Genomic DNA, 26,978 nt, shown 5'->3' with positions numbered 1-26,978 from the left:
CGCGTGGTGTTGAAGGCCCCGGATGGCATTGGCCTGACCTGGCATCTGCGCACCGAACTGGGGGGAGGGCCGTTGGCCTTGCTCGGACTGCGGGGGTTCCAGTTGCCACGGCAGATCTTTCTGGTGGAAGACGCAACAGCGCAGCGGGTTGCTCAGTGAGAGGCATGAGTGCTGATCATGCTCCAATCCTCGGCGATGCATCCGTGGAAGCGAAATTCACGCGCTTCACTGCCAAGGAAACTTGCGCTCCCAATTCCAGGCATGACCGACAATTTCTTCCAGCATTGCAAACCGTGGTTGCCATCCCAGCACACGTTTCGCCCGCTCGGCATCCGCCACCAACCGCGCCGGGTCACCCTCCCGGCGTGACGCTTCGATCACCGTGATCGGCCGGCCTGTGACCCGCCGCGCGGTATCGACCACTTCCTGCACCGAAAACCCCAACCCATTGCCCAGGTTGAACGCCGTACTGGCGCCACCCTCCAGCAGGTACTTCACGGCCAGCGCATGCGCCGACGCCAGGTCGGCGACGTGCACATAATCGCGGATACAGCTGCCGTCCGGCGTGTCGTAGTCATGGCCGAACACCGTGATCGCCTCACGCCGCCCAGAGGCTGCCTGCAGGATCAACGGAATCAAGTGGGTTTCCGGCTCATGACGCTCGCCCAGCAAACCCTCTGGATCAGCCCCCGCCGCATTGAAGTAACGCAGGCACACCGACTTCAAGCCATACGCCCGGTCGAAGTCTTCCAGGATCTGCTCCACCATCCATTTGCTGCGCCCATACGGATTGATCGGCGCCTTGGGGTGTTGTTCATCGATGGGTACGTACTGCGGGTCGCCATACACGGCAGCGCTGGAGGAGAACACGAGGTGCTTGATATCGGCGCGGACCATGGCCTCAACCAAGGTCAGCGTAGCCGCGACGTTGTTCTGGTAGTACTTGCCGGGCTCGCTGACCGACTCGCCCACCTGGATGAAGGATGCGAAATGAAACACCGCGCTGAAGTGGTAGTCGGCGAACAACCGGTCCAGTGCACCTGCGTCGGCGATATCCAGCTCGACCCATTCGACATCGGGTGCAGGTGGCTCGATATCTGCCACCACCACTTCATGCCCCTCGTTCACCAGGTGCTTGACCATGTGTGAACCGATATAGCCTGCACCGCCGACAACCAAGTACTTCATCCAATCCTCCTGGAACAGACGCAGCGTCGAATGCCTGGAATACAGGTCTGAATTGACTCTAGATGGCTATTTCAAGAACAGCCAGTTGGCCATGTGCTGGCCGTCGAAGGTGATCAGGTAGCGCCCATCCTTGTAGGTCGAAGCCAGTGCCTGCTCGCTGCCGTCGGCCTGGCGGGTATACAGTTTCAGGCCTTTGGGCGCCTGGATGCTCAAGGTGCCTTCAAGCGGTTCGACATGGAACGGGGTCATGTCATCGGGCCTTGGCACGGCACGGCTGCCAAGCGAAATCAGCAGGCTGTGCGACTGGTTCAACGGCTTGGCGTCCAGGCTTTGCACCACCACGCTGGCGTAGGCGGTTTTCAGCTGCACCGCGATATCGCCAAGGCGCAACGACTGGCCGCCGAGCCAGCCGGTTGCGGCCTGGGTCAGCGGGGTGTCGATGGTGTAGAGGCCTTGTTGCCAGTTGCGCTTGAGCTCGCCGGTGTCGCTGGTCGACTCGCTGGCATTGGCGTCCAGCAGCGACTGGTCAGGGTCGCGCAAGACCTGCGCATCACTGGGCAGAGCGCCCGCCTGCAACCAGGGCAGCTGCGGCGTTTGCGGCATGGCGATCTGCAGCCGGCCTTTTTCCATGGCGGTGCGCAGCAGCACCGAGTTGGCGGGTGTGATGGCCCGGTTGAACAAGGTTTCGGCGCTGGGCGCGAACACGTACCGCGTGGTGGCCGGGTGCACGTCTTCGCGGCGGTAGAGCAAGGCTGCGGCGGGGAGGGTGGCGATCATCGCCGGGTCGTTGTAGGCATTCCAGTTGTCGGCCCGGCGCCAGCCTTCGATGAACGCTTGCTGGCTGTAGGCATATTGCATGATCGCGTCCCAACCCTGATGGCTTGCGGTGCCGGCCACGTACAGCGGCAGCGAGTGGCGGTCGGGCAGGGGGAAGGGCTCGGCGTTCCATTCGGTGACGGTCATCGGCATGCCCAGCACCTGGGCGGCGCCCAGCCAGTTGATCATGCCGTCGCTGGTCAGCGGGTTCTTCTCCAGCTGGCCGATACCCCCGTAGCCGTGCGCATCGATCACGTTGCCTGCGGTCAGTGCCGGCAGCGCGGCAAGGCCGTTGCCACCCCAGGTGCTGGTGGTGACGATGGGCACTTTCACCCCCAGGGTGCGCAGGTGGTCGATCATGTCGACATTGAAGCGATGCTCCAGCTCGTTGAGAAACAGCTTGCCAGGCCCAGGCTCCCAGGCGCGCCAGGTCTTGTCGGCGGGCAGGTCGGCGCGCGCGGCGAAGGCTTTGGCCTGGTCCATGAACAGCTGGTTGTGCTTGGGCACGCCCTTGTCCGGCAGCAGGGCGTTGCCGAAGTGCTGGGTCACGTCGTTTTCATTGGTGATGAGCACGGCGGCAACCGCCGGGTCATCCTTGTAGGCCAGGCCGGTGAAGCTGTTCACATGGGTCAGGTACTGCTCGGCGAAGCGCTTCATCGCCTGTTGAATGGCCACGTTCACATAGGCATAGCCCTTGATCCCGGCGTACTGCTCGCCCTTGGCCAGCTCGTCGAAGGCATAGATGCCGTCATTGACGGTGACGATGCGCTCCACATGCAGGTCGAGCCACACGTAGATGCCTTCGTCTTTCAGGCATTTGATCCACCAGTCGATCTTCTTCAGCGATGCCGCGCTCAGCTGCTGGGTATCACGCAGGGTTTTGACGTCGCCAAAGATGTTCGGGCTGACCCAGGGCGAGTCATGGTGATGCAGCCGCACCAGGTTGAACCCCAGCGCGGACAGGCGCTTGGCCTGTTGCTTGATTTCATCGTCGGGGGTGTTGAACAGGGCGTAGGCCGAGAGGTTGGTGCCCCAGAAGCGCGCAGGCGTGTTGTCGGCGAACTGCAGCTGCTCGCCGGCGGCCTTGACGAAGCCGCGTTTGCCGGCGGGTTTGTCTGCCGCGTTGAGAAAGGACAGGTCCACCGGCGAGGTGCGCCAGCCCAACTGGTCGTCTGGCCAGCGCGTGGTGTCGGCCAGGCCGAAACGTTCGGTCGCGGTCGGGCGAAGCTCGATATCGCCGGTCAGGTTCAGCACCGCCTTCACTTGCTGTTGGCCGGGCACGATCGGGTCGGTGTAGAAAAACGCACGGATTTCCGAGGTGTCGCCGCGCTCGAAATACACCTTCGCCAGCGCGGGTTCGAAACGCAGCTCGATGCGCCTTGCCGCGTTGCCCCACGACCAGCCGCGGTTGCCGGGCAACAGCTGCGGTTCACCCATTTCTGCGCTGAACAGGGCAGGGTCGAAGCGGAACACCATGCCGCCGCCCATCACACCACGGCGCAGGCTTCGGGCGTTCAGGTCGAACGCCCAGCTCAGGGTCTGTGGCTGCGGCTTGCTGATGTCTGCCGCCAACTCGAAATCCAGCTGCGGGTTCTTGCCGTTGAGCGTATAGCGGTAGGGCGCATTGACCTTCAGCGCCGTGCCGAAGCCGGTCCAGCTCCAGTCGGCCCCCCAGAAATCGAAGCGTGCCTGCATGGCCGGGCCGCCACCGCGGGTCACGCTGGGCAGGCCGTTCTGTTCGTCGACGCTGACGGTCCATGCCGAGGACCAGGCGAGTGCCGGCAGCGACAACAGACCCACGAGTAGCGAAGCCCTGACCCTCTGGCGCAGACCAATCCTTGTCATGAAAGTACCTGGTTGGTGGGCTGGGCAGTGCCCAGCACGGTGGATTCACTGCTCCTGAGCCTGCGCACCATCTGCACGTAGGCCACGCTGAGCCCGCCCACCGACCAGTACACCACCGGGATGACGGTAATGCTGCTGACGGTGAAGATGATGACCAGAATCCCGAGCAAGGTTGCCAGCAACGTTCGGCCCAATCGTCGGTGTTCGTCCTCCTTGTCGGGAAACGCCCGCAAGGCTTTGTACAGCGCCAGCAGCACGCTGGCGAAGAACGCCACGAACAGCGCCAGCCCGACCAGGCCAAAGCGCAGCGCCAGGCTGATGTAGCTGTTGACGATGTCGATGATGCCTTCGCCCTGGATCATCGTTTGCATCTCAGGGGTGTTGCGGAAGTCGAACGAGCCAAACATCGGATTGCGCTGGATGGTGATCCAGGCGTTGTCGAGCAGGCGCTGGCGGTAGGTGATGTTCTCTTTTTCCAGGTTGCCGACGAACGGCAGCAGGTCGAGCACTTTCTCGCCGCCGGGCAGCAGGGTCAGCAGCGGCAACGCCAGCAGGCCGGCGCAGGCCAGCAGGGTCAGGCGCTTGACGGCGCCTTTGCCGGTGGCGATGAACACCGCAACGATTATCCCCGCGCCGATCCAGGGCCCACGCGACAACGGCACGACCAGCCCGGCGGCCAGCAGCAGGGCGCCCATGTAGCGCTGCAGGCGGTTGCGCACATAGCCTTGCACGAACAGGTACATGCCGATCGCCACGCTGATGACGTAGGCCAGGGCGATCGCCTGGCCGGTGGTGGCGCTGGCCCGCAGCGAGCCGCCGCGGCTGAGGTAGCTGGACATGCTCCACTGCATCCCCATGGCGCTGATCAGGCCGTTGTACAGCAGCCAGTGACGGGCGAACTCGGCCACCGCGATGATGGACAAAAGGAACGCGGCGAGGACGAACGCGAGCAGGGCGTCCTTGAAGTCCTGCACGGTCTTGAGCCCGCGGCTGGCGACGTAGTAGGGCAGGAACACATCGAGATACAGGGACACGGCCTGACGCAACGTGTCGGTGACCGTGGTTTCGCGCAAGTAAATCAAGGTCATCAGCACAAGGCTCGCGGTCAGCAGCTTGTCTGGCAAGAGCCGGCCGAAGCGCACCGTGTCGCTCTGCTTGCTCAGGGTCAACGCCGTCGGCAGCAGTACGCACAGGGTGAGGATACGAATATGGTTGAGTTCGATCACGTAATTGATCACGCCAAACCCGGGGATATTCATCGATGCCGGCGGAATGGCGAACACCAGCATGAAGAACAGCGCCATGGGGTTGTGTTCCCGGCGCCTGGCCAGCACCAGCGTGACGATGGCCGCCGCGGTGTAGACCCAGAAACTGAAGGAGAAGAACGCCAGCAGGGTAATCAGCAGCCACAGGTTGCGCCGCCGCTTGAAGTCGCGGTCGGGAATCAGGTCGCTGGCCGGTCGGCGGGCCAGGAAGAACACCACGCTCGCGACAAACAGAATGACGACTAGCGCACGAAATTGTTCAGGCATGGGCTACAGGCACCTATAAATTCTGTCGGTGGACGACGGCTAGCGTCATGGCTAATTGAAACTATAGTGAGTTCTAGCCATTCAGTCAGAGATTGAAGTCATGCCGTCGATTGAAGCGTCAGCAGCTGGGAGTCTGCGCAAGCGTGCAATGGGTGCCGGGGCATGGAACCTGGTGTCTTTGCTGGCCTCACAGGTCATGCGCCTGGGTGGCAACTTGATCATGGCACGTCTGTTACTGCCGGAAATGTTCGGGGTAATGGTCATCGCCACCACCGTTTCGGTGCTCCTGCATCTGCTTTCCGACGTCGGCTTGCGCCAGAACATCATCCAGAGCCCCCGTGGCGACGACCCGCTGTTCCTCAATACCGCCTGGACCGTGCAGATTGTCCGCGGCCTGGTGCTGTTCGGCCTGACGCTGGTGTTGGCGGTGGCGGCCTGGTTCGCCCAGCAGGCCAACCTGTGGCCCGCCGCGTCCACCTATGCCGCGCCGGAACTGCCCCTGGTGCTGGCGGTAACCGGCGTGCAGGCGGTCATCTGGGGGTTCCAGTCGACCAAGATGGATGTCGCCGTGCGAACCTTCCAACAGAAGCGCGTGGTCCTGATCGACCTGGCTTCGCAGGTCATTGGTCTGGTCGTGATGCTGGTGATCGGCTGGTTCACCCGCTCCATCTGGTCCTTGGTCGCGGCGGGCGTGGTGGCCGCCCTGGCTGGCACGGTACTTGGCCATACTGCCTTGCAGGGGCCGGGCAATCGCTTGCAGTGGGACCGCACTGCGCTGACCGAACTGGTCAATTTCGGGCGCTGGATCCTGCTGTCATCGGTGGTCGGCGTGCTGGCGATGTACGGTGACCGGATCTGGTTTGGCGCCAGCATGACGGTGGCGGAACTGGGCGTGTATTCGATTGCGGTGCTGATCCTCGGCTCCATCCAGACCGGCCTGATGAAGCTGTTCGGTGCGGTGGCCCTGCCGGCGTTCAGCGAGGCGACCCGCGACGGCGACAAAGACCGCCTGCGCACCCTGTACGATCGCTTCAAGCTGCTGGTCGACCTGGTCATGCTGTTCGTCTGCGGGGTGTTCCTCACGGGCAGCCCGCTGCTGATCAGCTGGATGTACGACGAACGTTATGCCGACGCAGGCCCCATGCTGGCGATCCTGTCGCTGTCGTTCCTGACCCTGCGCTATACCTTGACCCACCAGATCTGGATCGCCTTGGGGCACACCAAGTACCAGGCCATGGACAACATCATCCGCGTGGTCTCGCTGTGGGTGCTGCTGCCCCTGTTGCTGGCCATCGGCGGGCCGCGCCTGGCGATCTGGGGGGTGGCGCTGCATGCCTTGCCGACGCTGGTGCTGATCGTCTACGTCAATCGAAAACTGGACATTCTCAATATCAAACGCGAGCTGATGGTGCTGCCGATGGTGCTGATAGGCGCCCTCTGCGGCGAGCTGGTGGTGCGCTTCTTCGACTGGATCTAGCGGACCCGACGAAAAGGTTGACCCGAGCGATGGGCAGGGTAGCGCATCGCGGATAAGTGACTAGGATTCTTAAAAAAATGGCACGGGTCTGGGGATCATGGGGAAGCTTAAGTACTGCGCTGCGCCGGGTCGTAGGGGCTTTTTGCGCAATTGTGTCCTGTTGGGGGTAGGTGGTGCGTTGTTCGGCGTGGCGCCTGGCATTGCGCGCGCCGCTGCAGATAAATCCGTCGAGCCGAAGGGGTTTGTCGTGATCAACGGTTGGGTGTTGCCGTCCCAGTACTTCCGGAATCAGTAAACATGATCAACGACTACCAGACGCAGAAGACCCTGCGTGAAGACTACGACGTGTGCATCATCGGTGCCGGGCCTGCAGGCATCACCCTGGGCTTGCGCCTGGCACAGCGAGGCTGGCGCGTGGTGCTGATCGAAGGCGGTGGCCATGAGTACGCGCCACGCTCGCAGGATTTGTACAAATGCTCGTCCTCGGGGCTTGAGCTGTACGCCGAGGAAACCCGCCTGCGTTTTCTGGGCGGTACCTCCAATCACTGGGCCGGGCGTTGCCGGCCATTCACCCCCTCCGATTTCGCCGTGCAGCCCCCGGGCGAACTGCCGGGTTGGCCGATCCCCTATGCCGAAATCGAGCACTACCTGCCTGCCGCCATGGACATCGTCGACCTGCCCCAGGGCAAGGACTTCCAGGCGCTCAACGGCGGATTGAAAGGCGGCGACTTCGAAGGCGACCGTTTTCTGCTCAGCCCGCCCACACGCTTTGCGCAAAAATACGCGACCGCGCTCAACGAGACCGACGGGCTCGATGTGTTCATCAACTGCAACTGCGTGGACCTTGAGTTCGACAAGGCCTCGGGCAGCTTGACGTCGGTGCAGGTGTCCGACTACGACCGCCATCGCCAACGGCTGGTCGCCAAACACTTCATCCTCGCCACCGGCGCGATCGAGAACGCACGCCAGCTGCTCAACAGCCAGTCACTGTCAGAGGCTGGAGTGGTGAGCCGGGACGGCCTGGTGGGGCGCTGCTTCATGGAACACCTGAACATCGACATGGGCACTTTCATTCTCGGTGAGGGGCAGGACACCGGTACGCATCAGTACTACACCACAGACGCCTTCGTCGCCGAGTACCACGCAGGCAAAGGCAATGTCACCACGGCGGTGCTGGACGATGTCAGGACCTACGGCAGGACGGCCGAGGTGAAGTATTTTCTGGAAAACCTGGCCTGCGAAATGGGCGTGGCGAGCAAGATCGCCTTCATCGCCAACTTCAGCTGCCCAGGCGACGGCGTCATCGGCACCATGATCGAACAGTTCCCCAACCTGCACAGCCACCTCTCGCTGCTGGATGAAAAGGACGCGCTGGGCGTCGGCAAGGTCAATGTCAACTGGGAGCTTAGCGACAGTGACCGGCACACCATCAAATGCATCGGCAGCGAGCTGGCCAAGCAATTCGCCGAAATGGGCCTTGGCTTCGTCAAGTTGCACGACTTCGTCTACGACACCACCGTGCCCCTGAAAATCCAGCCGCATGCCCACCATATGGGCACCACGCGCATGGCGGCGACGCCGGAGTTCGGCGTGGTCGACCGCGACTGCAAGGTATTCGGCACCCAGAACCTGTATGTCGCCGGCAGCAGCATCTTTGCCACCAGTGGCGCGTCCAACCCGACGATGCCATTGCTGCAGTTCGCCCTGCGGCTGGCCGACCACCTCGACGAGAAGATGAAATCCACCCACAAGGCGGCGGTATGAGCCGCAAGGGAGCGTGCCCCGGCGTGACGTAACGGCAACAGTGTGGTTGACAAGGGTTGAGTGCGATGCGGTCAGCAACAAGAAGAACGAGACCGAGTTCGCCTCAGGAGCAGTCCAGGAAATACTTACGAGGCAAACAGCATGTTCGGATGGCTACGGAACGCCGTGTACCACTACGCCAACGCAACTGGGCGGGGCAGCTCGCTGTGGAGGAAATTCTGCAACCCCTCGCCCTTGCAATGGGGCACTTACCAGGCGCGGTGGGGCAAGTTTCATTCGATAGGCAACAACGTGCACATCAACTGCGGCGTTTGTGTCACGGACCCGACGCTGGTGCGCATCGGCAGCAACGTGGGCCTGTCGGACTGCACGTTGATCGGACACGACGGCGTGGTTGCGCTGATCGAGGTCTGTTATGGCAAGCAGCTCGATTCGGTGGGCTACATTGATATACGTGACAACTGCTTTGTCGGCCACGGCGCCATCGTCATGCCGCGTGTGACCATCGGGCCTGACTCGGTGGTCGCCGCCGGTGCCGTGGTGACCAAGGATGTGCCACCGGGCATGGTGGTGGGGGGCAACCCGGCCAAAGTGATCTGCTCCACCAAGGAGTTGATCGAACGGGTTGAGGAGCGGTGCAATTCGTATCCCTGGATTGATCTCGTCAAGCAGCGCAAGGGGGCCTTCGACCCGGCGCTGGAACCGACCTTGGCGGCAGTGAGGCGGCAGTATTTCTTTGGGGACGGCAACAATGGATAGAAAGCCCGTTGATGTGATGGTCGTCAATTTCAACACCGCGTCGCTGCTACAGCCGATGTTCGACGCGCTGCGCCAGGCCGACAGCGAGCGACTGGCGAGCTACCTGGTGGTGGACAATGCCTCGGCCGACGATTCGCTGGCGCGCATGGCCCAGGTCTGCCCCGAGGCGCTGCTGCTGAGCAACAAGCAGAACGTCGGCTTTGGTCGCGCCAACAACCAGTTGCTGGCGCACCTGCAGGGCAAGTACGCATTGCTGCTCAATACCGATGCCTTCGTCGCCAGCGACAGCCTGGAAAAAACCGTCGCCTACATGGACGCCCATCCCGAATGTGGCGTGCTGGGCGTGCGCCTGGAAGGGCGCGAGGGTGATCTGCAACCGTGTTGCCGGTATTTCCCGACGCCGTTGAACATCTTCGTCGCCCGCACCGGCCTGGGGCGTTTGTTCCCCGGGCTGAAGATGGTCGACGAGATGAGCTGGGACCACGGCTCGGTGCGTGAATGCGACTGGTTGCCGGGTTGTTTCTACCTGGTGCGCCGCGAGGTGCTCGACAAGGTCGGGCTGTTCGATCCGCGCTACTTCCTCTACTACGAGGAAGTCGACCACTGCAAGCGGGTCAAGGAGGCCGGCTGGAAGGTGGTGTTCTACCCGCATACCACGGTCGTGCACATTGGCGGCGAAAGCTCCAAGTCGGTCGCCGAACTGGAGGCCGCCAGCCGGCAGATCTCCGCCTACCAGATCGAAAGCGAATTGCTGTATTTGCGCAAGCACCATGGCGCGGCCGGGCTTGCCTTGCACATGTGCCTGGTCAGCCTGGGCGACCTGGTGCTGGCACTCAAGGCCCTGTTGAAGGGACGCGGCTGGGCAGCCATCAAGGCCTGCTGGCAGCACACCCACGCCACTTGGTCGTTGCTGTTCAAGACCCGCTACGCAACCCAGCCAACACGGTAGGTGAAGCCATGTTCGAGAATATCCGCGCGGACTTGCGGGCATACGGTGGTGATTGGGGTGCCCAGGGCTTCTGGGTGATGCTGGTGTACCGCTTTGGCCGCTGGCGCTACGGCGTGCGCCCGGCGTTGCTGCGCAAGTTCTTCTCGTTCGTCTACAAGGTGCTGTTCAAGTTCGTGCAGATCATCACCGGGGTCGAGCTGCCCTGCGAGGTGGTGGTGGGCCGCAACTTCGTCATCGATCATTTCGGCGGCATCGTCATCAGCGGCTACGCCCGCTTTGGCGACGACTGCAGGATCCGCAACGGCGTGGTGGTGGGCCTGAAGAATGTCAGCGAGCCGACTGCACCGGTGATCGGCAACAACGTCGATATCGGTGCCGGCGCCAAGGTGCTGGGCAACATCCGCATCGGCGACAACGTGGTAATCGGCTCCAACGCGGTGGTGCTGATCGATGTACCGGACAATTCGCTGGCAGTGGGAGTGCCGGCAACCGTCAAGGCCCGCAAGCATAGTGAGGCAGCGCAGTACTCATGAGCCGGCCTGCAGGGCGGTGATGATCGGCTAATGACGTGCAGGGGTGGCGAGTGAGGCGCATGGTGACAGGCATCGGAGTCGTAGTGATTGGTCGTAATGAGGGCATGCGCCTGGAGCGCTGCCTGGCTTCACTGGCACAGGGGGCGGATCAGGTTGTGTATGTCGACTCCGGTTCCACCGATGACTCGGTGCAAAGGGCACGCAATCATGGCGTCGAGGTACTGGCGCTGGACTTGAGCACACCGTTCACCGCAGCGCGGGCGCGCAACGAAGGCTTCACCTGTTTGCTGCAGTTGTGCCCGGACCTGCGTCATGTGCAATTCGTCGATGGTGACTGCGAAGTGGTGGCCGGCTGGCTGGCCCGTGCCCAGAAGTTCCTCGATGCGCACCCTGAGGTCGCGGTGGTCTGTGGCCGGCGCCGCGAGCGCTTTCCGGAGCGCTCGGTGTACAACCTGTTGTGCGACCTGGAGTGGGATACCCCGGTGGGCGAAGCCAAGGCCTGCGGCGGCGATGCGCTGATGCGGGTCGATGCGTTCATGGCCGTGTCGGGCTATCGCCCGGGGTTGATTGCCGGCGAAGAGCCGGAGCTCTGTGTACGTTTGCGCGCCCGTGGCTGGAAGATCTGGCGCCTGGGCGCCGAGATGACCCTGCACGATGCTGCCATGACCCGCTTCAGCCAGTGGTGGCGGCGCTGCGTACGCGGCGGTTATGCCTTCGCCGAGGGCACCTATCTGCACGGTTACCCGCCCGAGCGGCATTGGCGGCGTGAGTCGCGCCGGGCCTGGCTGTGGGGCCTGGGCATCCCGCTGGCAACGTTGTTGGCCTGTGGGGTGTTCGGCGGCTGGGGGCTGTTGCTGTTGTCGATCTATCCCTTGCAGGCCGTGCGCCTGGCACGCCGCGGCGGGCGTTCGCTACGCGAAAATGGACTGCAGGCGATATTCCTGGTGCTTGGGAAGTTCCCTGAAATGATCGGGCAAGTGAAGTTTCTGCTGGACAGGTTGACCGCCAGCAAATCGGCCTTGATCGAGTACAAGTGAGATGACCATGAACCTTGTATCACTCGCCAGGAGCCTGCCAGCGGTGCACCCTGGCTATTCGCCGCGAGCGCTGAAGAACAGGCTCACCCTGAGCCTGCTGATGGTTCGCCAGTGGCCGCAGCTCAGTGCCTTCATGCAGCGCCTGAACACGGCGCTGGGCGATGACGCCTTCGCAGCGCTCGGTGACGACTGCGTCGGCATCCTGCAGTGGCCCTACATCAGCAAAGGCTGGGATGCACCTGAGCGGCTGGCAGTGGTGGCTTCGCACTATGAGGTGGTGGCTGGGCGATTTCCCTCGCTGTTGCTGCGGGGGCGTGAACAACAGCGCACCCTCGCTGACCTGTCCGCGTATTCCCAAGGTTGCACCCTGGTGCTGGACCGACCGATCTGGTTCAAGCGCGAAGGGGAGCTGGTCCTCAATCTGTTCCAGGGCGAGTTGCGGGTAGCCTCCCTGGCCTTCAGCCTGCACCGGGCCGACGGCGAACTGAGCCTGTTGATCGGCGCCGTGCAGGGGATACACAAGGGCATCGACAGCGAAACGTCGCTGAACATCTACCGCGACCTGACCAAGGATTTCGAAGGCCTGCGCCCGCGCAGCCTGTTGATCGAAGCCATCAAGTGCGTTGCCCGGCTGGTGGGCGCGGCGCACATTCATGCCGTCAGCGATGCCTACCGGCATCATCGCCATCCCTATTTCGGTGCTGACACCGGGCGCGAGCTTGCCGCCAACTACGACACCATCTGGCAGGAGAGCGGTGCCGAGACGTTGTCGCGTGAAGGCTTTTTCGCCATTCCGTTGGCAGCAGCCAAGCGCTCGGCAGAAGACATCGCGCCAAAGAAACGCGCCATGTATCGGCGCCGGCATGCGCTGCTGGACGATCTGTTCGGCCAGCTTGAGACCGCGTTGCCCGATCACGATATTGCACAGCAGCTGAGCGTGCACCGCCAGCGCCTGGCCAGTGCGCTGGCGATGCAGCAGGAGGCAATCGCCAGTGCGCCTGTCAGTGTCCGGTCCAGGCTGGCCGGCTTGCTGCGTCAGATCAGGCGCGAGCCCCGCGCGGACCAGCGCTTCATTGCCTACCTGCGCAAGGCGGGCGTGTACCCGACCGCGAAGAAGGCCGTTCGCGAACTGCTCAAGCATGGGCCGGCACTCTTGTGGAAACCCGCCGACAGCAAGCGCAAGAGCTTGCCGCTGGACGACCCCAGCGTGCCGGCCAGCGAGCTCTTCCCGCGCGAGCTGCTGGTGATCTGCGAAGGCAACCTGGCGCGGCCGCCCAGTGGTCGGCCGGCCTGGTTGCAGCAGGCGCTCCAGTTCCTTGGCTACCATTGCCAGGTGCTCGACTGGCGCGACGGCGCAGCCTGTACCAATGCTTTGCAGACCGCCTCTGCGGTGATTTTCCATCGCCTGCCCGCCACGGCCGACATGCTCCAGCTGGTCGAGGAGGCCAAGCGGCTGAAGGTGAGCACGATCTGGGATGTCGATGCGCTGATTTTCGACCCGCAGGCGTATCGGTTGCACAACGACCTCAGCGCCTTCAACGAAGAATCGGTCAGCCAGTTGATCGCAGCGGTCACGCTGTTCCAGCGGGCCTTGCTGATGTGCGATCGGGCCATCGCGTCAACGCCGGCACTGGCCAAGGCCATGCTGGACATGGGCGCCGGCCACGTCACCCTGGTCGAGTGGGACAACGCTGCCCAAGCCCTGAACGACGAGCAGCTCGGTCAGTTATTCGCGCGGTTGCCGCGTGATCGTACGCGGCGCGTGCTGGCAGCCAACATCTTCTTCGCCCCGCGCAGTTTTGGCGGCGCCACGGTGGTGGCCGAACAGATGGCACGGTTGATGGTGGCGACCACCACGTACCAGCAGTTCATCTTCACCTCGTTGCCCGAAGCCGACGCCGAGCCCTACAGCCTGTACCGCTATGAGGCGCACGGCGCTGCGGTGATCGGCATGGGCCTGCCAGACAAACGCAGCGCCCAGGAGGATTTCGAAAACCCCGCGACCTTGCCCGTGTTCGACGCCGTGCTCAAACGTGTGGCCCCGGACCTGGTGCACATGCACTCGATTCAGGGGCTGGGTGCGTTGCTGGCCGACAGCTGCCGGCGCGCAGGCCTGCCTTTCGTGGTGACGCTGCACGATTGCTGGTGGATCTGCGGCCGCCAGTTCATGATCGACAATCAGGGCAAGTACTGCGGCCAAACCACCATTCGCGCCGAAGTCTGCGCACGCTGCGTGGACGACCCGGTGCTCAATGTCTATCGCCAATCGTTTCTGGCCAGCACGCTGAAGCAGGCCAACCTGCTGCTGGCGCCCAGCCACTTCGCGCGCAACCTGTACATCGCCAATGGCTTCGATGCCGCGAAGCTGCGCGTCAATCGCAACGGCATCCTGCCACCGGCGGCCGACTACCAGCGTCACCCCGGCAAGGCCATCCGCTTCGGCTTCGTCGGCGGCAATGCCACCATCAAGGGTATCGACGTGATCACCCGCGCCTTCGCCGGGCTTGCGCGTGCGGACTATGAATTGAAGGTGGTCGATAACCTGCTGCACCTGGGCTTTCGCTCCTTGAACCGGCACAGCATCAAGATACCGGGCACCGTCAGCATCGTGCCCGGCTACACCCAGGCCAACATGGACGAATTCTTTGCCGGTATCGATGTGCTGCTGTTCCCCACGCAGTCGAAGGAAACCTTCGGGCTGGCGGTACGCGAGGCGTTGGTGCGCGATGTCTGGGTGATCAGCACCCATGCCGGCGGCACCGTGGAAGACATCGTCGACGGGGTCAATGGCACGCTGATCCCGCTCAGTGCCGACGAAAAATACCTGCGCGAGGCGCTGGTCGAAATTCTTGAGCACCCCGAGCGCTATCGGCAGCACCGCAACACCTTCAAGCAAGGCATCACCTTGTGCAGCGACCAGGCCCTGGAACTGCAGGCCATGTACGACGACGTGCTCAAGGCGAGCGCGACGGCCAAGGGCCTGTGCCCGCAACGCTGATCATTCATTACGCAGGTAGAGATCTGGATTCCTATGCGCATTGCGTACTTCATCAATCAGTATCCGAAAGTCAGCCACAGCTTCATCCGCCGCGAAATCCTGGCGCTGGAGCGCCAGGGCGTGGTGATTCAGCGTATCGCCCTGCGCGGCTGGGACGGCGAATTGCAAGATGCCGAGGATCTGGCCGAGCGGGAAAAGACCCAGTACGTGCTGCAGGGCGGCATCAAGGGCTTGCTCAAACCGGTGTGGCAGGTGCTGCGGGCCGAGCCGCGGCGCTTCGGCTCGGCCCTGTGGCTGGCCCTGCGCCTGGGCCTGCGCGCGGATCGGCCGTTGCCCTACCATCTGGTCTACCTGGCCGAAGCGTGCTGTGTGGTGCAGTGGCTCGAGGCATTTGGCGCCGAGCACGTGCATGCCCACTTTGGCACCAACTCCGCCGAAGTGGTGATGCTGGCCAACGCGCTGGGGGGGCCGGCCTTCAGTTTCACCGTGCATGGACCGGAAGAGTTCGACAAACCGCAGTTCCTGCATGTAGGCGAAAAGGTGCGCAGAGCGGCCTTCGTCGCCTCGGTCAGCTCGTATGGCCGCAGCCAGCTGTATCGCTGGGTGGCGCATGAGCACTGGGACAAGGTCAAGGTTGTGCATTGTGGCCTGGAGCCCGGCTTTCACCAGGTGGCGGCGCAGGCGACTCCCGACGCGCCGCGGCTGGTCTGCGTGGGCCGCTTGTGCGAGCAGAAGGGCCAGCTGTTGCTGCTCGAGGCGGCGCATCGGTTGGCCGAGCAGGGCCTGGACTTCGAACTGGTGCTGGCCGGTGACGGCGAAATGCGCACGCAGATCGAAGCGTTGATCGCCCGATACGGGCTGCAGGCCCAGGTGCGGATCACCGGCTGGATCAGCAGCGCGCAGGTGCGCGAGGAAATCCTCGCCGCACGCGCCTTGGTGCTGCCGAGCTTCGCCGAAGGCTTGCCGGTGGTCATCATGGAGGCCATGGCCTTGCGCCGGCCGGTGCTGACCACGTATGTAGCGGGTATTCCCGAGCTGGTGCGGCCGGGGGAAAACGGTTGGCTGTTTCCCGCCGGCGCCGTCGACGAACTGGCCGCGGCGATGGCCGACTGCCTGGCGCAACCGGTCGAGGTGCTGCAGCGTATGGGCGAGGCAGCGCGCCAGCGCGTGTTGCAGCGCCATGATATCGACACCGAAGCGGCCAAGTTGGCCCACTACTTCAAGGCACCCGCATGAGCACACTCATCAGCTGGCTGTTGAGCGCCCTGGCGTTCCTGATCCTGGTGCCGGTGACGGTGCTGTTCGCGCAGGTGCTGCTGGCCTGCTTGCCTGCTCGGCCACGGCCACCGGCCACGACAGCACGGCCACGGGTGGCCGTGCTGGTGCCCGCGCACAACGAGGCGTCCGGCATTGTCGCGACGGTGCAGGGCATCCGCCGTCAGTTGCTGGAGGGTGACCGTGTGCTGGTGGTGGCGGACAACTGCAGCGACCAGACCGCCGCGCTGGCCCGAGCGGCTGGCGCGCAGGTGGTCGAACGCCAGCATGGGCGATTGCGCGGCAAAGGCTATGCACTCGATTGCGGCGTGCGGCACCTGGCCGAGGCTCCGCCGGAAGTTGTAGTGATCATCGATGCCGATTGCCAGGTGAACGCAGGCGCCATCGAGCATTTGGCACAACGCTGCATCGAGTCTGGGCGCCCGGTGCAGGGCCTGGACCTGATGTGCGCGCCGGCGGGGGCGGGGCTGAAAGTGCTGATCGCCGAGTTCGCCTGGCGCGTCAAGAATCTGGTGCGCCCGCAAGGCTGGGCGCGTGCGGGGCTGCCGTGCCAATTGATGGGCACGGGCATGGCGATTGGCTGGCAGGACATCGCTGCAGCCAACCTGGCGACCGGGCACCTGGTCGAAGACCTGAAGCTGGGGCTGGACTTCTGCCGTATCGGCAAACCGCCGTTGTTCTGCCCGCAGGCGCAGGTCACCAGCCTGTTTCCGACCAGTCAGGAAGGTCTCAGTGGCCAGCGCACACGGTGGGAGCATGGGCACCTGGGCGTGTTGCTGGCGGACGGGCCGAAGCTGGTGGTCAGCGCGTTGGCCAAGCGTAACTGGCCCTTGCTGGCCATGAGCCTTGACCTGATGGTGCCGCCGCTGGCGCTGCTGACCTTGGCGTTGGTGGGGCTGTTCGTCGTGGCATGGCTGGCGTTCCTGCTACTGGGCGTGGCGCTCCCGGCAACGCTGGCGACGCTTGCGCTGGCCATGTTGGGCAGCGCGGTATGGCTGGCCTGGAGCCGCTTTTCGCGGGAGGTGATCCCGTTTTCGGTGTTGATCTATGCGCCGCTCTACGCGTTGAAGAAGATCCCGCTCTACCTGGGGTTCCTGGTCAAGCGTCAGGTGGAGTGGGTGCGTTCCAAGCGGGATGACGGCTGATGAGCAATCCAGGTTGGCAGGGCCGCTGGAAGGCGGTGACCGAGAAGATGCGCAGGGTGGTCGACCCTGCCGATGAACAGCGCGTGCTCCGCGCGCTGACCGCCCCCGAGCGCCCGCTGGTACTGGGTTTCGTCAATGCTCACGCACTGAACCTGGTGGTCCGGGATGCCGCTTTCGTGCAAGCGCTCACCGCTGCCGATGTGCTGTTGCGCGACGGTTCAGGCATGGCAATGCTGTTTCGTCGCATGGGGCTGGACCCCGGGCTGAACATGAATGGCACCGACTTCATTCCCAAGTTGTTGGCGGCATACAAGGGCCGACGCGTGGCGTTCTGGGGCACCCAGGCACCGACATTGGCACAAGCGGCCAGGCGCAGCGAGGCGTTGTTCGGTGTCGCGCCGGTGTCGCTGCACGACGGATTTGCCGAAGTCCACACCTACCTTGAGCTGGCGCGGGACTTGCAGCCTGAACTCATCGTGCTGGGCATGGGCATGCCCAAACAGGAGCTTGTCGCGAGCCAGCTGGCCGCCAGCGGTGTGCCGTGCGTGATCGTCTGCGGTGGCGCGATTCTGGACTTTCTCGGCGGCAAAGTGGCCCGGGCGCCACAGTGGATGCGGCGGCTGGGCGGTGAGTGGATATTCCGACTGATGAAAGAACCCAAACGTCTGTTCATGCGCTATGTTGTGGGTAATCCAATGTTTATTTGGCGCACTCGGATGTTTACGGCGCAGCGTCAGAAAGACGTCACCGATTTACAGCAATAAAACCGACAGCATGAGGGAACCGGCATGATGGCAAGGTACTGCTACAGTCATATCAATTGACATGATTCGAATAACGATCATGGACGATTTAGTCATATGGGACAGGTGGTGCTTTTGTTGTTGTGACTTGGTGAATTTGTATTTGCTGCGCCTAATTTGATGAGGCCTGAGAATGGTTTTCGAACCCAGAAGCAGTCGTTCCTTGCTCCAGCGAAGAAGCAGCGTCAGCAACGCCATCCAGGCGGGCCTCGACGGCATTGCCGTGACCGGCGTCGCCTGGTACCTGATCTACGATCAGATCGGCTACATCACCTCCGACTACGTGATCATGCTGCTGCTGTTGATCGGCGCCCTGGCGGTGATCTACGACCACTACGCCATCTACCGCACCAATGTCGGCTTGTCCATCAAGGCGTTCAGGCTGTTCAAGGCCTGGTCGGCGACCTTCTGTTTTCTCGTGGTACTGGCATTTCTGACCAAGCAAAGCGAGACCTACTCGCGCCTGCTGGTGGGGCAGCTGTTCGTGATCGGCTATGTGGTGCAGCTGTTTCTGCACTATGCCGTGCGCGAGGTGCAAAAACGGTTTACCGCCCATGCCCGACTGGACAATGCCCTGATTATCGGGGCGGGTGACCTAGCCAACTTCCTTTATCAGAAAATCAGTAACAACCCGTGGTTCGGCGAGCGGGTAGTTGGCTGCGTATTGATTGATGAAATGATGGAGCCGGGCAAGGAAATTAATGACAATAAACAGCGCTTGCCGGTATTGGGGCATGTTGACGAGTTAGATGAACTTGTGGCACGGCATGGAATCAGAACTGTTTATCTGGTGACCCCGCTTGGCGGTTCGGAAGTTATTAACGAAGTGTATTTGAAGTTGCTCGACAAGTGCATTGCGGTCAACTGGGTGCCGGATATCTTCTCGCTGCGGCTGATCAACCACAGCGTGCGTGAAATTGCCGGCATTCCCGTGCTGACCTTGTCGGAAACCCCGTTGACCGGCATGAGCCTGTTCCTCAAGAACCTCGAGGACCGCGTGCTGGCGGCGCTGATTCTGTTGTGCGCATCGCCGGTATTGCTGGCCGTTGCCCTGGCGATCAAGTTGGATAGCCCGGGGCCGGTGTTCTTCCGTCAGGAACGTACCGGCTGGACAGGCGAATCTTTCCGCATCTGGAAGTTCAGGAGCATGCATGTGCATCAGCCCGAGCAGGGCGTCGTCAAACAGGCACAGAAGAACGATCCGCGTCTGACGCGCATAGGGGCGTTCATCCGGCGCACCAGCCTGGATGAACTGCCGCAACTGTTCAATGTGCTGACCGGGGAGATGTCTCTGGTCGGGCCGCGCCCCCATGCCTTGCAACATGACTCGCTGTATTCGCAGGACATCGTCGACTACTTTGCCCGCCACAACATCAAGCCGGGCATGACGGGGCTTGCCCAGGTGCGTGGGTTCCGTGGCGAAACCCGCGACATCGAGCAGATGATCCAGCGGGTCGATTCGGACATCGAGTACATCAACAACTGGTCGCTGTGGCTCGATTTCGTGATCCTGGTGCGCACGCTCAATGCGTTCACCGGCAAGCAGGCGTATTGACTCCTACGCGCGGGTTATCAGCCTAACGGGTGCAATGCCCTGAACCCGCGCGCTTCTTCTACCAGCCAATCGTGCACCGCCCGTGCGCCTGGCTGGTTCAGTCCACCCGGCGGGTAATGCACCACATAACGTTTGTAGTTGGCGATCGGCATCCCGAACGGCACGATCAGCGCCCCGCGTTCGAGCTCGTCATTGAGCAGCGTGCGCCGGGCGATGGCCACGCCGATGCCGGCAATTGCCGCCTCGATGGTCAGGTGGTTGCGGTTGAAGGTATGCCCGCGGCGCACATTCAGCCCGCCTGCGCCGATGCCATCCAGGTAGAACTCCCACTCGGCATATTCCGAACTGCCGCGCCAGGCGGTGATGTCGTGCAGCAGCGGGTAATGCACCAGGTCCGCCGGGCCATGCAAGGGCGGGCGGCCGCGCAGCAGGGCGGGCGAACAGACCGGGAATATCTGCTCGTCCAGTAGCGGTGTCGAAAGCATGCCCGGGTAGCTGCCATCGTTCAGGTCGATGGCCAGGTCGAAATCGCCAGGGTGCAGGGCCTGGGCGCTATCCTCGGCGACCAGGCGCAATTCGATGTCCGGGTAGCGTTGCTGGAAGCGTGGCAGGCGCGGTGTCAGCCATTTGGCCAGGAACGAGGGAATCGAGCGCAGGCGCAAGGTGCCACGGATTTCCCCGGCGTCCAGGCGCAGCAGTTCGGCCTCGATGCTGCCATAGGCCTCGGCCACCGTTTGCGCCAGGCGCTGCCCTTCGGCGCTCAGTTCCACGCCACGCGCCCGGCGCAGGAACAACCGATAGCCCAGGCGCTCTTCGAGCTGGCGCATCTGCTGGCTGACCGCGCCCGGGGTGATGTGCAGTTCTTCGGCGCAGCGGGTGAACGACAAGTGCCGCGCCGCACAGCTGAAAACATGCAGCCAGACAAACATCTGGCCATTGATTTGCCGTCGCATCGTTTAGTACCGCTAAAGGCATGCTTAGAAAGTTTCGTTGGTCATTCGCGGATGAGCGCGGCAGTATCGCTTAAATCAGCAGTACCGTTCAATTTTCCCAGAGAGCCGTGTAGCAGCGCACATGCGCTGGCGCGGTCAGGCATTAGCATGGCTATCAGTGTTTTCGACCTTTTCAAGATTGGCATCGGCCCGTCCAGTTCCCACACCGTGGGCCCGATGCGGGCGGCGGCGACCTTCGCCCAGGCCTTGCGTGAGCGTGGCCTGCTGGCGCAGGTAAGCCGCGTTCAGGTGCGCCTGTATGGCTCGCTGTCGGCGACCGGCGTCGGCCACGCCACCGACCGCGCCTGCCTGCTCGGGTTGATGGGCCAATGGCCGGACCGTATCGACCCGGCGACCATCGAATCACGCATCGGGCAGGTCATGCAGGAGCAGTGCCTGATGCTCGACGGCAGTCACCCGCTGGCGTTCGATTACGCCCACGACATGTTGCTGCTGGACGAAAGCCTGCCTTACCACCCCAACGCCATGACCCTCGAAGCGGTGGGCGGGCAGGGGGTGCTATTGAGCCAGACCTATTACTCCGTCGGCGGTGGCTTCATTGTCGAGCAGCAAGAGATCGATGCCCCGCAGGCGGCGCGCAGCGATATTTGCCTGCCTTATGAGTTTTCCAGTGCCGCCCAATTGCTGGCCCTGTGCAAGGCCCATAGCCTGAGCGTCAGCCAGCTGATGCTGGCCAATGAATGCGCCTGGCGCCCTGAAAGCGAAGTGCGTGAGGGGTTGTTGCGTATCTGGGCGGCCATGCGCGAGTGCGTTGACAACGGCTTGCGCCACGAGGGCGTCCTGCCTGGCGGGCTCAACGTCAAGCGCCGCGCCGCGCGCTTGCACCGCAGCCTGCAGGAGCTGGGCAAACCCAACGTGATCGGTTCGACCTTGAGCGCCATGGAATGGGTCAACCTGTTCGCCCTGGCGGTGAACGAAGAGAATGCCGCAGGCGGGCGCATGGTCACCGCGCCGACCAATGGCGCCGCCGGCATCATCCCGGCGGTATTGCACTACTACATGAAGTTCAACCCGGACGCTTGTGACGACGATGTGGTGGCCTTCCTGCTTGCGGCCGCTGCGGTCGGCATTTTGTGCAAGAAGAACGCCTCGATTTCCGGTGCCGAAGTGGGTTGCCAGGGCGAGGTCGGGTCGGCCTGCTCGATGGCCGCTGCGGGTCTGGCGGAAGTACTGGGCGCCACGCCACCGCAGCTGGAGAACGCCGCCGAGATTGCCTTGGAACACAACCTGGGGCTGACCTGCGACCCGGTGGGCGGGCTGGTCCAGGTGCCGTGCATCGAGCGCAACGCGATTGCTGCGGTCAAGGCGATCAATGCCGTGCAGATGGCCTTGCGCGGAGACGGGGAGCACTTCATCTCGCTCGACCGGGTGATCCGCACCATGCGCGACACCGGGGCTGACATGCACGCCAACTACAAGGAAACCTCGCGCGGCGGGTTGGCTGTGGCTTTTGTGGAGTGCTGAGGCACTGCACGTCACTGGCTTAGGAAACTTCCTACGATTCGACAGGCATGTGCTGTCTTTGCACTGGCCATGCCTGCTGGAAAACTATGCCCGTTACGGGTATGGTTTGGAGAATCCTCATGGAAGTTTTCAAGCACAAGGATTTCGCGCGCTGGCAAGTGGCTCAACGGCTCTCGTTGCAGTCGGGTGTGTTCATGGAGGTCTGTTGTGAGCAGCAAACTTGTTGAGTCGTTGCGTGAAGACCTGGTTGCCCTTCATGAAGCCGGGGCTATCGGCAAGGTCACCCTGCGCGATTTCGAAATGCTCTGTCCTGCGCCTGTGCAGGAATTTAGCGCGCTGGATATTCGTCGTTTGCGCGAAGCGCTGAACTTCAGCCAGCCGGTCTTTGCCTTGCACCTGCATACCAGTGCCTCGACCATTCGCAAGTGGGAGCAGGGCGAGACACGGCCGGCAGGCCCGGCGTTGAAGTTGCTGAATGTCATCGCCAGCAAAGGGTTGCAGGCGATTCTATAGCACTTAAAGGTGTTTCGAGATTAATTGTTTTATTTGTTTTAAAACAACTGCTTAGGTTTTAAACCTAAAGTCGGTTATCGATTAAGAAATCGCCTCGGCACGACGCTTCGGTGATACTCCCTCATTGAATGCAGTGGTTTTCTCCTGTGGGAGCCGGCTTGCCGGCGATAGGGCCCTGCACAAGGCGACAGGGTGGCGACTGGGATCATCCTTGATATCTCCCGCTTTCGCCTGTCTGGGCCTCATCGCCGGCAAGCCGGCTCCCACAGGGCCGGTACTAGCCCAACGCTTCACGCAACCGATACCACAACATCCCCATCGCCAGCAGCGGCGAGCGCAACGCCTTGCCCCCGGGGAAGGTCAGGTGCGGCACGGCGCTAAACACATCCAGCCCCTTGCTCTGGCCGAGCGCGATACCTTCTGCCAGCAGTTTCGCCGTCCAGTGGGTCACGTTCAGCCCATGCCCGGAATAGCCTTGGGCATAGTAGACATTCGGGTGCTGACTCAGCCTGCCCACTTGGGGGAAGCGGTTGGCGGTGATGCCGATCATGCCACCCCACTGGAAATCGATGCGTACATCCGCCAACTGTGGGAACACCTTGATCACCTTCGGCCGCATGTACGCCGCGATGTCCTTGGGGTCGCGCCCTGAATAGTGGCAGGCACCGCCGAACAGCAGACGGCGGTCGGCGGTCAGGCGGTAGTAGTCCAGGCCGACTTTCTGGTCGCACAGCGCCATGTTCTGCGGGATCAGCGTGCTGGCGAGCGCCTCGGGCAGGGGTTCGGTCGCCACCACGTAACTGCCGGCCGGCAGCACCTTGCCGCTCAGACGCGGTTCCAGGTCATCCAGGTGGGCGTTGCAGCCCAGTACCAGGCTTTGCGCTCGGACCTTGCCACGCGCGGTGTGCAGGGTAACCGTCGGGCCGTGCTCGATGCGCAGCACCGGGCTCTGCTCGAAGATGCGCACCCCCAACCCCTGCGCCGCCCGTGCTTCGCCCTGGACCAGATCCAGCGGGTGCAGATGGCCCGAGCCCATGTCCACCAAGCCTCCAGCATACTGGTCGCTGGCCACCACCTCTTGCATGCGCGTGGCCGGAATCAGGCGCGTTTCGTGGCGGTAACCCAGTGCGGCAAGGTCAGCCTGTTCCTCTTTGAAGGCGGCGAACTGGGCAGGCGTGTTGGCCAGCTCGCAGAAGCCCCAGCGCAGGTCGCAGGCGATGCCGTATCGCTCGATGCGGCTGGCCACCAAGGACACCGAATCGATGCCGGCCTGCTTCAGGTAGCGCACGCCGTCATCGCCGACGTAGCGGGCAAAGCCGCTGACGTCATGGCCGATGCCGCGGATCAGCTGGCCGCCGTTGCGCCCGCTGGCGCCCCAGCCGATGCGCCGGCCTTCCAGCAGGACCACCGAAAGGCCCCGCTCGGCCAGCTCCAGGGCCGTGTTGACGCCAGTCAGGCCGCCGCCGACCACGCACACGTCGGCCGCGAGTTCGCCGTCGAGGCTGGGGTAGGGCGCCGTGTTGCGCGCCGTGGCGGCATAGTACGACGCGGTGTGTTGGGTATCGAAAGGCATGGCGCGTTCTCGGCTCAGCGGTTGGACTTGATCTTGCTCCAGGAGCGGGTCATGACGCGCATGATCTTCGGGCTCGGGGTACTGGAGATGTACAGCTTGTCCAGCACCGCCTGGGGCGGGTAGATCTCGGGGTTGTCGACCAGCGCCTGGTCCATGTACGCGTTGGCGTCGGGGTTGGCGTTGGCGTAGCCGACGGTGGCGCTGACCTTGGCGATCACTTGCGGCTGCAGCAGGTAGTTGATGAAGGCCAGGGCCTGATCAGGGTTTTGCGCATCCTTGGGAATGGCCAGCAGGTCGAACCACAGGTTGCTGCCTTCCTTGGGGATGCTGTAGGCGACTTTCACGCCGTTGTTGGCTTCGATCGCGCGGTTGGCTGCCTGGAACACGTCGCCGGAGTAGCCGAAGGCCACGCAGATATCGCCGTTGGCCAAGTCGGAGACGTACTTGGAAGAGTGGAAGTAGGTGATGTAGGGACGCAGTTCGAGCAGGCGTGCTTCGGCCTTGGCGTAATCGCCTGCCTTCTCGCTGCGTGGGTCTATGCCCATGTAGTTGAGGATGGCGGGGAACAGTTCGTCGGGCGAGTCCATGAAGGCGACGCCGCATTGCTTGAGCTTTTTCAGGTTCTCGGGCTCGAACAGCACCGCCCAGGAATCGATATGGTCGATGCCCAGCGCGGCCTTGACCTTGTCGACGTTGTAACCGATGCCATTGGTGCCCCACAGGTAAGGGACGGCGTACTGGTTACCGGGGTCGTTCTGTTCAAGCTGCTTCAGCAGTTTCGGGTCCAGGTGCTTCCAGTTCGGCAGCTTGCTGCGGTCCAGCGGCAGGAAGGCGCCGGCCTGGGCCTGGCGGGCGAGGAAGTGGTTGGAGGGCACGACCACGTCGTAGCCGGTGCGGCCGGCGAGCAGCTTGCCCTCCAGGGTTTCGTTGGAGTCGAACACGTCATACACCACCTTGATCCCACTGCTGGCCTGGAAGTCGGCCAGCGTCGTGTCACCGATGTAGTCGGTCCAGTTGTACACGCTGACGGTGGGCGTGGCCTGCGCGGCGGCGCCGAACAGCAGGGTGAATGCTGCGGGTATCAGGGATTGCAGATGACGCATGTCGACACCTCGTTGGTCTTGTTATTTGAATTCGGTGTTTTGGGGCTGCTTTGCAGCCCAATCGCCGGCAAGCCGGCTCCCACAGGTACAGCGCTGGCAACACCGGCCCCTGTGGGCGCCGGCTTGCCGGCGATGCGTTACACGCTGAGCAGCAGGAACTCACGTTCCCAGGAACTGATCACGCGCTTGAAGTTTTCATGCTCGGCACGCTTGACCGCCACATAGCCCTGGACGAACTGCTTGCCCAGATACTGCTGCACGGTCTCGCAGTCCTCCATGTGCTGCAGGGCATCCTCGATGGTGATCGGCAGCCTCAGGTTGCGTCGCTCATAGGCGCGCCCTTGCACCGGTGCGCTCGGCTCGAGTTTCTCGACCATGCCCAGGTAGCCGCACAACAGGCTCGCGGCGATCGCCAGGTACGGGTTGGCGTCTGCGCCTGGAAGGCGGTTCTCCACCCGCATCGCGTCGGGGCTGGAGGTGGGCACACGCAGCCCGGCGGTGCGGTTCTCTTCGCCCCATTCGACGTTGACCGGCGCCGAAGTGTCCGGCAGGAAGCGGCGGAACGAGTTGACGTTCGGCGCGAACATCGGCAGCAGCTTGGGGATGTACTTCTGCAAGCCGCCAATGTGGTGCAGGAACAACTCGCTCATGCTGCCATCGTCATTGGCGAACACCGGCTTGCCGGTGGCGATGTCGACCACGCTCTGGTGCAGGTGCATGGCACTGCCGGGCTCGTCGGTGATCGGCTTGGCCATGAAGGTAGCGGCCACGTTGTGCTTGAGCGCGGCCTCGCGCATGGTGCGCTTGAACACCGTGATCTGGTCGGCCAGGTCCAGCGCGTCGCCGTGGCGGAAGTTGATCTCCATCTGCGCCGGGCCGTCTTCGTGGATCAGCGTGTCCAGGTCCAGGCCTTGCAGTTCGCACCAGTCGTAGACGTCCTCGAACAGCGGGTCGAATTCGTTGGCCGCATCGATGGAGAACGACTGGCGCCCGCTTTCGGCGCGGCCCGAGCGGCCCAGCGGTACTTGCAGGGGCAGGTCCGGGTCTTCGCAGCGCTGGGTCAGGTAGAACTCCATCTCGGGCGCGACGATCGGCTGCCAGCCCTTGTCGGCATACAGCTTGAGGACTTTCTTCAACACGTTGCGCGGCGACAGCTCGATGGGGTTGCCATGCTTGTCGAAGGTGTCGTGGATCACGATGGCAGTCGGCTCGATGGCCCACGGAATCTGGTACACCGCCGTCGGGTCGGGGCGGCAGACCATGTCGATGTCGGCGGCGTCGAGCAGGCTGTAATAGATGTCATCGTCGACATAGTCGCCGGTAACGGTTTGCAGCAGCACGCTTTCGGGCAGGCGCATTCCGCGCTCATGGAGGAATTTGGCGGTCGGCGCGATCTTGCCGCGGGCGATGCCGGTCAGGTCGCTGATCACGCATTCGACTTCGGTGATGCGGTGCTCTTTCAGCCAGGTGGACAGCTGATCGAAGGGGGCGTTCATACAGACCTCTTGGTTGGGTTTTTATGGCACTTGCGTGTAGGTACCTTCACACACGACGTGCTGGCGACTATCTTGGTCGCAGCCCCCACAGGCGATCTATCCACTTTATTCGGCAATGAATGCACCAAAAGAGTGCAAAT

20 protein-coding genes and 1 pseudogene are annotated in these 26,978 nt (G+C 62.9%); 14 read left to right on the top strand and 7 right to left on the bottom strand.

Translation table 11 applies throughout. The features are described 5' to 3' along the window. Nucleotides 1-225 precede the first annotated feature (225 nt). From galE to ACIPZB_RS08225, 3 genes are all read right to left on the bottom strand, one after another. Complete coding sequence (galE, locus tag ACIPZB_RS08235) at nt 226-1,188, bottom strand: UDP-glucose 4-epimerase GalE (RefSeq protein WP_400639757.1); 963 nt, start codon at nt 1,186-1,188, stop codon at nt 226-228. 66 nt (nt 1,189-1,254) lie between these two features. Further along, nucleotides 1,255-3,849 carry a glycosyl hydrolase family 5 gene (locus tag ACIPZB_RS08230; protein ID WP_400639756.1) on the bottom strand — a complete coding sequence of 865 codons (2,595 nt, stop codon included), beginning with the start codon at nt 3,847-3,849 and terminating at the stop codon, nt 1,255-1,257. Then, nucleotides 3,846-5,381, bottom strand: coding sequence for an O-antigen ligase family protein (locus tag ACIPZB_RS08225; RefSeq protein ID WP_400639755.1), 1,536 nt, complete (start codon nt 5,379-5,381; stop codon nt 3,846-3,848). Before ACIPZB_RS08225 ends, ACIPZB_RS08230 begins: the two co-directional genes overlap by 4 nt. A 100-nt stretch (nt 5,382-5,481) precedes the next feature. On the opposite strand from ACIPZB_RS08225, the gene ACIPZB_RS08220 reads away from it, so the two are divergent. The 12 genes and pseudogenes from ACIPZB_RS08220 to ACIPZB_RS08165 all read left to right on the top strand — a co-directional run bounded on the left by ACIPZB_RS08220 (nt 5,482) and on the right by ACIPZB_RS08165 (nt 19,676). Further along, complete coding sequence (locus tag ACIPZB_RS08220) at nt 5,482-6,858, top strand: oligosaccharide flippase family protein (protein ID WP_008100525.1); 1,377 nt, start codon at nt 5,482-5,484, stop codon at nt 6,856-6,858. 297 nt (nt 6,859-7,155) lie between these two features. Next, entirely contained in the window at nt 7,156-8,622 is a 1,467-nt protein-coding gene (locus tag ACIPZB_RS08215; RefSeq protein ID WP_400639754.1) for an FAD-dependent oxidoreductase, read from the top strand. Nucleotides 8,623-8,763: 141 nt separating this feature from the next. Then, nucleotides 8,764-9,381, top strand: coding sequence for an acyltransferase (locus ACIPZB_RS08210; RefSeq protein ID WP_008100528.1), 618 nt, complete (start codon nt 8,764-8,766; stop codon nt 9,379-9,381). Beyond that, on the top strand, nt 9,374-10,330 hold the full coding sequence (locus ACIPZB_RS08205) for a glycosyltransferase family 2 protein (RefSeq protein WP_400639752.1): 957 nt from the start codon (nt 9,374-9,376) through the stop codon (nt 10,328-10,330). The genes ACIPZB_RS08210 and ACIPZB_RS08205 overlap by 8 nt, the downstream gene beginning before the upstream one ends. Nucleotides 10,331-10,338: 8 nt before the next feature. Continuing rightward, nucleotides 10,339-10,863, top strand: coding sequence for a serine O-acetyltransferase (locus ACIPZB_RS08200; RefSeq protein ID WP_008100535.1), 525 nt, complete (start codon nt 10,339-10,341; stop codon nt 10,861-10,863). A gap of 59 nt (nt 10,864-10,922) precedes the next feature. Further along, nucleotides 10,923-11,900 carry a glycosyltransferase gene (locus ACIPZB_RS08195; protein WP_400639751.1) on the top strand — a complete coding sequence of 326 codons (978 nt, stop codon included), beginning with the start codon at nt 10,923-10,925 and terminating at the stop codon, nt 11,898-11,900. Between the two features lie 7 nt (nt 11,901-11,907). Next, nucleotides 11,908-12,903 (top strand): annotated as a pseudogene (locus ACIPZB_RS08190) (DUF535 family protein); the annotation flags it as partial. 420 nt (nt 12,904-13,323) lie between these two features. After that, nucleotides 13,324-14,898, top strand: a complete 1,575-nt coding sequence (locus tag ACIPZB_RS08185) for a glycosyltransferase family 4 protein (protein WP_400639771.1) — start codon at nt 13,324-13,326, stop codon at nt 14,896-14,898. A 33-nt stretch (nt 14,899-14,931) separates the two neighbouring features. Further along, nucleotides 14,932-16,134 (top strand): glycosyltransferase family 4 protein, encoded by a 1,203-nt coding sequence (locus ACIPZB_RS08180; protein WP_400639749.1) that lies wholly within the window; start codon nt 14,932-14,934, stop codon nt 16,132-16,134. Then, nucleotides 16,131-17,318 (top strand): glycosyltransferase family 2 protein, encoded by a 1,188-nt coding sequence (locus ACIPZB_RS08175; RefSeq protein WP_400639747.1) that lies wholly within the window; start codon nt 16,131-16,133, stop codon nt 17,316-17,318. The genes ACIPZB_RS08180 and ACIPZB_RS08175 overlap by 4 nt, the downstream gene beginning before the upstream one ends. Beyond that, entirely contained in the window at nt 17,318-18,082 is a 765-nt protein-coding gene (locus ACIPZB_RS08170; protein ID WP_400639746.1) for a WecB/TagA/CpsF family glycosyltransferase, read from the top strand. The genes ACIPZB_RS08175 and ACIPZB_RS08170 overlap by 1 nt, the downstream gene beginning before the upstream one ends. A 172-nt stretch (nt 18,083-18,254) precedes the next feature. Then, nucleotides 18,255-19,676, top strand: a complete 1,422-nt coding sequence (locus tag ACIPZB_RS08165) for an undecaprenyl-phosphate glucose phosphotransferase (protein WP_400639745.1) — start codon at nt 18,255-18,257, stop codon at nt 19,674-19,676. Between the two features lie 17 nt (nt 19,677-19,693). Here ACIPZB_RS08165 and ACIPZB_RS08160 read toward each other — a convergent pair whose 3' ends face one another. Continuing rightward, entirely contained in the window at nt 19,694-20,629 is a 936-nt protein-coding gene (locus tag ACIPZB_RS08160) for a LysR substrate-binding domain-containing protein (protein WP_400639743.1), read from the bottom strand. Between the two features lie 147 nt (nt 20,630-20,776). Here ACIPZB_RS08160 and ACIPZB_RS08155 point away from each other — a divergent pair, with 147 nt between their 5' ends. Together ACIPZB_RS08155 and ACIPZB_RS08150 are read left to right on the top strand one after the other, a co-directional pair. Further along, nucleotides 20,777-22,153, top strand: a complete 1,377-nt coding sequence (locus ACIPZB_RS08155) for an L-serine ammonia-lyase (RefSeq protein WP_400639742.1) — start codon at nt 20,777-20,779, stop codon at nt 22,151-22,153. 207 nt (nt 22,154-22,360) lie between these two features. Further along, on the top strand, nt 22,361-22,666 hold the full coding sequence (locus ACIPZB_RS08150; protein WP_400639741.1) for a helix-turn-helix domain-containing protein: 306 nt from the start codon (nt 22,361-22,363) through the stop codon (nt 22,664-22,666). 277 nt (nt 22,667-22,943) lie between these two features. Here the strand turns inward: ACIPZB_RS08150 and ACIPZB_RS08145 are convergent, their stop codons facing one another. The 3 genes from ACIPZB_RS08145 to ACIPZB_RS08135 all read right to left on the bottom strand — a co-directional run bounded on the left by ACIPZB_RS08145 (nt 22,944) and on the right by ACIPZB_RS08135 (nt 26,838). After that, nucleotides 22,944-24,239, bottom strand: a complete 1,296-nt coding sequence (locus ACIPZB_RS08145; protein ID WP_400639739.1) for an NAD(P)/FAD-dependent oxidoreductase — start codon at nt 24,237-24,239, stop codon at nt 22,944-22,946. A gap of 14 nt (nt 24,240-24,253) precedes the next feature. After that, on the bottom strand, nt 24,254-25,342 hold the full coding sequence (locus ACIPZB_RS08140; RefSeq protein WP_400639738.1) for a polyamine ABC transporter substrate-binding protein: 1,089 nt from the start codon (nt 25,340-25,342) through the stop codon (nt 24,254-24,256). Nucleotides 25,343-25,479: 137 nt separating this feature from the next. Next, on the bottom strand, nt 25,480-26,838 hold the full coding sequence (locus ACIPZB_RS08135; RefSeq protein WP_400639736.1) for a glutamine synthetase family protein: 1,359 nt from the start codon (nt 26,836-26,838) through the stop codon (nt 25,480-25,482). Between the last annotated feature and the right edge of the window lie 140 nt (nt 26,839-26,978).

The sequence above is a fragment of the Pseudomonas sp. NPDC089396 genome (assembly GCF_044749545.1).
Classification (GTDB): domain Bacteria; phylum Pseudomonadota; class Gammaproteobacteria; order Pseudomonadales; family Pseudomonadaceae; genus Aquipseudomonas.
This window is presented reverse-complemented; position numbering and strand designations above follow the sequence as displayed.